The organism is Streptomyces sp. NPDC005151, from assembly GCF_053599875.1.
Window position 1 is genome coordinate 42,277 of sequence record NZ_JBSFYR010000055.1, and the last position, 7,389, is coordinate 49,665.

The 7,389-nt window shown below is 70.5% G+C and carries 7 protein-coding genes and 1 pseudogene; 4 read left to right on the forward strand and 4 right to left on the reverse strand.

Annotated features, from left to right (window positions below; translation table 11 throughout):
- The first annotated feature begins 64 nt into the window (after positions 1 to 64).
- Both ACWD6R_RS25975 and ACWD6R_RS25980 read left to right on the forward strand, forming a co-directional pair.
- The gene (locus ACWD6R_RS25975; protein ID WP_451820903.1) at positions 65 to 1,504 is read left to right on the forward strand and encodes an NAD(P)H-quinone dehydrogenase; all 1,440 of its coding nucleotides are present in this window, start codon (positions 65 to 67) and stop codon (positions 1,502 to 1,504) included.
- Between the two features lie 216 nt (positions 1,505 to 1,720).
- Complete coding sequence (locus ACWD6R_RS25980; protein ID WP_451820904.1) at positions 1,721 to 2,683, forward strand: DeoR/GlpR family DNA-binding transcription regulator; 963 nt, start codon at positions 1,721 to 1,723, stop codon at positions 2,681 to 2,683.
- A gap of 300 nt (positions 2,684 to 2,983) precedes the next feature.
- On the opposite strand, the gene ACWD6R_RS25985 is transcribed toward ACWD6R_RS25980, so the two are convergent.
- On the reverse strand, positions 2,984 to 3,580 hold the full coding sequence (locus ACWD6R_RS25985) for a TetR/AcrR family transcriptional regulator (RefSeq protein ID WP_384036428.1): 597 nt from the start codon (positions 3,578 to 3,580) through the stop codon (positions 2,984 to 2,986).
- Between the two features lie 183 nt (positions 3,581 to 3,763).
- Positions 3,764 to 5,518: an acetyl/propionyl/methylcrotonyl-CoA carboxylase subunit alpha gene (locus ACWD6R_RS25990; protein ID WP_451820905.1), complete on the reverse strand. Its 1,755-nt coding sequence runs from the start codon at positions 5,516 to 5,518 to the stop codon at positions 3,764 to 3,766.
- Between the two features lie 412 nt (positions 5,519 to 5,930).
- Here ACWD6R_RS25990 and ACWD6R_RS25995 point away from each other — a divergent pair, with 412 nt between their 5' ends.
- On the forward strand, positions 5,931 to 6,401 hold the full coding sequence (locus ACWD6R_RS25995; protein WP_451820906.1) for a hypothetical protein: 471 nt from the start codon (positions 5,931 to 5,933) through the stop codon (positions 6,399 to 6,401).
- Positions 6,402 to 6,415: 14 nt separating this feature from the next.
- Here the strand turns inward: ACWD6R_RS25995 and ACWD6R_RS26000 are convergent, their stop codons facing one another.
- The gene (locus ACWD6R_RS26000; protein WP_451820907.1) at positions 6,416 to 7,027 is read right to left on the reverse strand and encodes a nucleoside triphosphate pyrophosphatase; all 612 of its coding nucleotides are present in this window, start codon (positions 7,025 to 7,027) and stop codon (positions 6,416 to 6,418) included.
- A 77-nt stretch (positions 7,028 to 7,104) separates the two neighbouring features.
- Positions 7,105 to 7,233, reverse strand: a complete 129-nt coding sequence (gene mmpB, locus ACWD6R_RS26005) for a morphogenic membrane protein MmpB (protein WP_266982230.1) — start codon at positions 7,231 to 7,233, stop codon at positions 7,105 to 7,107.
- Between the two features lie 58 nt (positions 7,234 to 7,291).
- On the opposite strand from mmpB, the pseudogene ACWD6R_RS26010 reads away from it, so the two are divergent.
- A pseudogene (locus ACWD6R_RS26010) lies at positions 7,292 to 7,389 on the forward strand (CoA ester lyase); the annotation flags it as partial.

Consider the following 7,389-nt stretch of genomic DNA (forward strand, 5'->3'; position numbering starts at 1 on the left):
TCCCCCGGACCCCCGGCCGGGGCGGCAGACGGCCGCGGGATGACATACGCGAGGCGGACTTTTCGTGACCCGGATCGTGATCATCGGCGGCGGACCCGGCGGCTACGAGGCGGCACTGGTGGGCGCCCAGCTCGGCGCGGAGGTGACCGTCGTCGACTGCGACGGCCTCGGCGGCGCGTCGGTACTCACCGACTGCGTGCCCTCGAAGACTCTGATCGCGACGGCAGAGGTGATGACCACCTTCGACTCTTCGTACGAGGAGTTGGGCATCATCGTCGCCGACGACACGCCGCACGTCGAGCAGGCGGCGCGGGTGGTCGGTGTCGACCTCGGCAAGGTCAACCGACGGGTGAAGCGCCTGGCGCTCGCCCAGTCCCACGACATCACCGCCTCCGTCACCCGTGCGGGGGCCCGGGTGATGCGCGGCCGCGGGCGTCTGGAAGGCCTCCAGGCCGCCGACGGCTCCCGCACGGTCGTCGTGACCGCGGCCGACGGTACGGAGGAGAGGCTCACCGCCGACGCCGTGCTGATCGCGACCGGCGGCCACCCCCGGGAGATCCCGGACGCGCTCCCCGACGGCGAGCGCATTCTGAACTGGACCCAGGTCTACGACCTCGACGAGCTCCCCGAGGAGCTCATCGTGGTCGGCTCCGGTGTCACCGGTGCCGAGTTCGCCGGCGCCTACCAGGCGCTCGGCTCCCGCGTCACGCTCGTCTCGTCCCGCGACCGGGTGCTGCCGGGCGAGGACCCGGACGCGGCCGCCGTGCTGGAGGACGTCTTCCGGCGCCGCGGCATGAACGTCATGGCCCGCTCCCGCGCCCAGGCCGCGAAGCGCGTCGGCGACCGGGTCGAGGTCACCCTCGCCGACGGCCGGGTCATCTCCGGTTCGCACTGCCTGATGGCGGTCGGCGCGATCCCGAACAGCGCGGGCATGGGCCTGGAGGAGGCCGGGGTCCGGCTCAAGGAGTCCGGCCACATCTGGACCGACAAGGTCTCCCGCACCAGCGCCCCCGGCGTGTACGCGGCCGGCGACGTCACCGGCATCTTCGCGCTGGCCTCGGTCGCCGCGATGCAGGGCCGGATCGCGATGTACCACTTCCTCGGTGACGCGGTGACCCCGCTGAATCTGAAGACGGTCTCCTCGAACGTCTTCACCGACCCCGAGATCGCCACCGTCGGCTACAGCCAGGCCGACGTCGACTGCGGCAAGATCGACGCCCGGGCGGTCAAGCTGCCGCTGCTGCGCAACCCGCGCGCCAAGATGCAGGGCATCCGCGACGGCTTCGTCAAGATCTTCTGCCGGCCCGGCACCGGCATCGTGGTCGGCGGCTGTGTCGTCGCGCCGCGGGCGAGCGAGCTGATCCACCCCATCTCGATCGCGGTCGACAACAATCTGACGGTGGAACAGATCGCAAACGCTTTCACTGTGTATCCGTCCCTGTCGGGATCGATCGCGGAAGTGGCTCGTCAGTTGCACACCCGTAAGCTCACGGGCGAGGCGTAAGCGCCTTCGGGAACCCGGCATTCCCCGGCAACCCCTGGCAACTCAGACCGACCCCCAATTGCCGGTCGGTCTCAGGCGGGCGGGAAGCCGTCGGACGATCAGTACGGAACAACAACGGGGCCGCCTATATCACTTGGCGTCCCCTTGTATGTGCAACTTCTGTTATTCGGCGCAAACTGCTGAAAACTCTCGGCTGGTCACGTTACTGTCAGTTTCGTGTTCGCTGCAGAACGTCGTCAGTTGATCCTCGAAATGGTGCGCGCCAACGGGGCAGTATCGCTCCGTGAGCTCGCCCGCGTCGTCCAGACCTCCGAAGTGACCGTACGGCGGGACGTGCGGGCACTGGAGGCAGAAGGACTCCTCGACCGCCGGCATGGCGGTGCGGTTTTGCCGGGCGGTTTTACGCGGGAGTCCGGCTTTCCGCAGAAATCCCATCTCGCCACCGCGGAGAAGACGGCCATCGCCGACCTGGCCGCCGGTCTCGTCGAAGAGGGCGAGGCCATTGTGGTCGGAGCCGGTACGACCACGCAGGAGCTGGCCCGCCGGCTCGCGCGGATCCCCGGCCTGACCGTCGTCACCAACTCACTGCTGGTCGCCCAGGCGTTGGCCCATGCCAACCGGGTGGAAGTGGTGATGACCGGAGGCACCCTGCGCGGTTCCAACTACGCCCTGGTGGGCAGCGGTGCGGAGCAGTCGCTCCAGGGGCTGCGGGTGTCGCGCGCGTTCCTGTCCGGGAGCGGACTCACCGCGGAACGGGGGCTGTCCACGTCCAACATGCTCTCGGCGAGCGTCGACCGGGCGTTGGTGCAGGCCGCCGCGGAGGTGGTGGTCCTGGCGGACCACACCAAGCTCGGCTCCGACACGATGTTCCAGACGGTGCCCACGGACCTGATCACCCGTCTGGTGACGGACGAACCTCCGGCCCACGACGAGCGGTCCGCCACCGAGTTGCAGGCGCTGGCCGACCAGGGCGTACAGATCGCGGTGGCCGGGGCGGGGACGGGGCCGGTCGGGACCGACTCCCACCCGTCGGGGCGCCAAGCGCGCCGCGACATGCCCCTGCCCGGTCAGCGGCGCACGCATGGCGGTCCGGGACCGCAACTGCGCAGCGCGGCTTCGGCCCTGACGGATCAGTCCCCGGGCGACCGGTCCCGCGTGGCGGACCTCCGTCGCCGCTGAGTCCATCGGGGCACTGCCCCGAACCCCAGCGTCCACGTGCCGGACGGGCTGGTGCCCCTCCCGGCAAGCTTTGCCCCGTCGCGCCGCCCAGCACGCCCGCTCGCCGCGTTGACCACAAGTCCTGGTAGCTCCTTCCCCAAGCTCTCACCTTCGTTCGAGCAGGGGAGACCCCACTGGGGGACTTCCGGCCGCCTTGCGACCGCACGCACCGGACGACGCTCCTCATGGGGCAAACATTGCCGGTTACGGCACTTGATGGGGCCGACAGAACCCGGCCCCTCCGGCGATTGAGGGGCAGTCTCAGCCCGCCGCCGCCCGCGGCCCCTTCAGCCCCTGCAACGTCAGCGTCAGCAGTCGCCCGGCCAGCGCCGGATCCTCCGGCGCCTGCTCCGCCGCCAGCGCAATCGCATTCGTCAGCTGCATCAGGTCGCCGATCGACACGTCCGCCCGTACCGTCCCACTTGCCTGCGCCCGTGCGAGTAGCCGTGCCCCCGCCTCGCGCAGCGGCACGTTGCAGTCGGACAGGGCCGAAGTCTCGTCCCGTGACGTCGACATGAGTGCCTGCGCAAGCCCGCGGTACTCACCCGCATGGGTGATGATCGCGCCGAGCCAGTCCACCAAACCCCCGCACGGATCCGCCTTAGCCAGCTCGTGGGAGCGGGCGAGCAGTGAGGCGACTGCTTCCTGGAACACCGCGCTCATCAGCGCGTGCCGGTTCGGGAAGTGCCGGTACAGCGTGCCGATCCCCACGCCCGCCCGGCGTGCGATGTCCTCCAGCGAGGCATCGGTGCCGTGCTCCGCGAACGCCGTACGGGCCTCGCACAGCAACCGGTCGTAGTTGCGGCGCGCGTCGGCGCGCATGGGCCGGCCCGGCGTCTGTGCCGTGCTCATCGCCATTGCGCAGTCCTCCCTATTCCGCCCCCCGGGGTCCAGGATGCCATTGCGTACACGTAGGTCTCCTCCGCTTGCCGGGGCCGGACCGGAACCCCGCCGCGGCACCGGGACGGCGCCGGCAGACGGCAAGGGCCCCTGCGGAGTCGTTCGTACGACTCCGCAGGGGCCCCGGGACGGCTCCGTGGATCAGTCCTTGATCTCGCAGATCACGGCGCCGGACGAGACCGAGCCGCCGACCTCTGCGGCCAGACCCTTGATCGTGCCGGCGCGGTGCGCGTTGAGGGGCTGTTCCATCTTCATGGCCTCCAGGACGACGATCAGATCGCCCTCGTTGACCGCCTGGCCCTCCTCGACGGCGATCTTGACGATCGTGCCCTGCATCGGGGACGCGAGGGTGTCGCCGGAGATCGCGGAGCCGGTTTTCTTCGCCGCGCGGCGCTTGGGCTTGGCGCCCGCCGCGAGTCCGGTGCGGGCCAGGCTCATGCCCAGCGACGAGGGCAGGGAGACCTCGAGTCGCTTGCCGCCGACCTCGACGACGACCGTCTCGCGGCCTGCCTCCTCCTCCGCCTCCGCGTCGGCGGGGGTGGCGAAGGGCTTGATCTCGTTGACGAACTCGGTCTCGATCCAGCGGGTGTGGACGCGGAACGGGTCGCTGGTGAACGCCGGGTCGGTGACGACCGCGCGGTGGAACGGGATCGCGGTGGCCATGCCCTCGACGTTGAACTCGGCCAGTGCGCGCGCCGCCCGCTGCAGAGCCTGCTCACGCGTCGCACCGGTCACGATGAGCTTCGCCAGCAGCGAGTCCCAGGCGGGGCCGATGACCGAGCCGGACTCGACGCCCGCGTCGAGGCGGACACCCGGACCGGTCGGCGGCGCGAACACCGTCACCGTGCCCGGGGCGGGCAGGAAGCCGCGGCCCGGGTCCTCACCGTTGATCCGGAACTCGAACGAGTGCCCGCGTACCGCCGGGTCGTCGTAACCGAGCTTCTCGCCGTCCGCGATCCGGAACATCTCGCGGACCAGGTCGAGACCGGTGACCTCCTCGGTGACCGGGTGCTCGACCTGGAGACGGGTGTTGACCTCCAGGAACGAGATCGTGCCGTCCACCCCGACCAGGAACTCCACGGTGCCCGCACCGACGTACCCGGCCTCCTTCAGGATCGCCTTCGACGCCGCGTACAGCTCCGCGTTCTGCGCCTCGGACAGGAACGGCGCGGGAGCCTCCTCCACCAGCTTCTGGTGGCGGCGCTGCAGCGAGCAGTCACGGGTCGACACGACGACGACATTGCCGTGGCTGTCGGCCAGGCACTGCGTCTCCACGTGCCGCGGCTTGTCGAGGTAGCGCTCCACGAAGCACTCCCCGCGCCCGAACGCCGCGACCGCCTCGCGGACCGCGGAGTCGTACAGCTCCGGGATCTCCTCCAGCGTCCGGGCCACCTTCAGCCCGCGACCGCCGCCGCCGAACGCCGCCTTGATCGCGACCGGCAGCCCGTGCTGCTCGGCGAATGCCACGACCTCTGCGGAACCCGACACCGGGTCCGGGGTGCCGGCGACCAGCGGCGCACCGGCACGCTGCGCGATGTGCCGCGCGGCGACCTTGTCGCCCAGGTCCCGGATCGCCTGCGGCGGCGGACCGATCCACGTCAGCCCGGCGTCCAGCACGGCCTGGGCGAACTCGGCGTTCTCCGACAGGAAGCCGTAGCCCGGGTGGATCGCGTCCGCCCCCGAGTCCTTGGCAGCCTGCAGCACCTTGGCCATGTCCAGGTAGCTGGCGGCCGGGGTGTCACCGCCCAGAGCGAATGCCTCGTCGGCCGCACGCACATGCAGAGCGTCCCGGTCCGGGTCGGCGTAGACGGCCACGCTCCCGATCCCGGCATCCCGGCACGCCCGAGCAACACGGACAGCAATTTCGCCACGGTTGGCGATGAGCACCTTGCGCACGATGGCTCCCTCCTTGAAACAAGCTGAGTTTAGGGACTACCGACACGGCCTTACGACCCGTCCCCATTGGTGAGCTTGCCCACACGGAGCGTGATTCGAGGCCTGCTCGAAGCGCGAAATCCCTTGTGGCACCACGGTACGCCGGGATTCATGACCGCACAGTAGCCACGAGGTGTGGTCCAGGTCTCTGTTCAGAGGAGCGCCAGCTCCTGGCGTTTCTTTGTGGAGTACCTACTAATGGGCGGGGTTTTCTTTGCGCGACGCACGAGGGGCACGACAACGCGGGGTTCGTGTTCCGAGTGTGATCCGTGTCCGGGTGCGGAAAGAGGCAGGCGGGGCGGTCTGAACTCTTGTCCGAAGGATTACCCGTTAGTAGGGTCCGCGCTATCGCACGTACTGCAGGTAACAGGGGGTGAGCGCCGTGGTGCGCAGACCGGTGGCTTTCGTGGCCGCGATCGTGCTGTTCGTGGAAGCCGCGGGCATGGTGCTCGTCAACGGCATCCTGGCGACGGTCGTCGACAACCAGGAGATGTCACTGGCCGGGCTCGATCCCGCCGCCATGTCCGCCGGAGCGTGGGCGATGGGCGGCGTCGCCGGCCTCTATCTGCTGCTGTGCGGTCTCGTCCTGCTGCTGACCGGCATCCGGGACCGCGCCCCCGGCCGGGTCGGCCGGTTCGCCCTGATCAGCTGCACCGTGGTGCACGGGGTGCTGGGCGCGCTGACCGTGGGGCTGGTCGGCTGGGCCGCGTTCGCCTTCATGATGGTCGTGCTCGGACTGATCGTGCTGACTCTGGTGGCGTACGGGACCGTGCGCGAGAAGCGTGACGGCGAGGCGGACGGGAACGGCGGCGGCGCCGAAGAGGGTGCTCCGGCGCCCGCGTGACCCGCCCGAGCGTGTCAGACCCACAAGTCGGTGACGGAGAAACCCAGTTCGCCCAGGAGCCGGCGCAGCAGCGGCAGCGAGAGCCCGATGACATTGCCGTGGTCGCCCTCGATGGAGTCGATGAACGGTGCCGAGCGCCCGTCCAGCGTGAAGGCGCCCGCGACATGGAGCGGCTCGCCCGAGGCGACGTAGGCGGCGATCTCGGCATCCGTGGGCTCACCGAACCGGACGACGGTGGACGCCGTCGCGGACGCCGTACGCCCGGTCGCCGTGTCGATCACGCTGTGGCCGGTCTGCAGGACCCCCGACCGGCCGCGCATGGACTTCCAGCGGGCGGTGGCGTCCTCGCTGTCGGCCGGCCTCCCGAGCGCCTCGCCGTCGAGTTCGAGGACCGAGTCGCACCCGATGACCAGGGCCCCCGCGGCCTCCGGACGGCCGGCCACGGCGGCGGCCTTCGCCTCGGCGAGGACGAGCGCCAGCTCGCCCGGCGTCGGGGCGGTCAGCGCGTCCTCGTCCACACCGCTGACGATCACCTCGGGTGCGAAGCCGGCCTGGCGCAGCAGACCGAGACGGGCGGGGGAGGCGGAGGCGAGCACGAGACGGCGCTGATCAGTCATACCGGCCATCGTAGAAGGGCCCGGCGCGCCGCAGTGCCACGCATCCACGGCCTCGGCGCACGCCGCGGCACCGGGCGCCCACGGCGTCAGCGTGTGCCCAGCGCCAGCATCGCGACGACCATGGCGAGCGCAAGCACCAGCCATACGCGCCGCATCATGTCCTGGGCGTCGCGCAGCTCTTTCGGGGGCTTGTTCTCGGGGTCGGACCACAGCATGATCCCGATCCTGCTGCGGCCGCCCCCGCGGCGCCTGAGTACAGGTACTCAGCCGCCCGGTCTGGACTGGTCGCGCAGCCGGGTGGTGGTTGCCGCCCGCGCGGCGGGGCTTGCCCCGCCGACCCAGTCGGTGTTCCCGGACGTCCTGGACCTGGA

What these genes read in the sequence shown, in the direction of transcription:
- ACWD6R_RS25985 (WP_384036428.1), bottom strand. Translation starts at nt 3,580, where the DNA reads ATGGCGATGAGCACGGCACAGACGCCGGGCCGGCCCATGCGCGCCGAC.
- mmpB (WP_266982230.1), bottom strand. Translation starts at nt 7,233, where the DNA reads ATGCTGTGGTCCGACCCCGAGAACAAGCCCCCGAAAGAGCTGCGCGAC.
- ACWD6R_RS26000 (WP_451820907.1), bottom strand. Translation starts at nt 7,027, where the DNA reads ATGGCCGGTATGACTGATCAGCGCCGTCTCGTGCTCGCCTCCGCCTCC.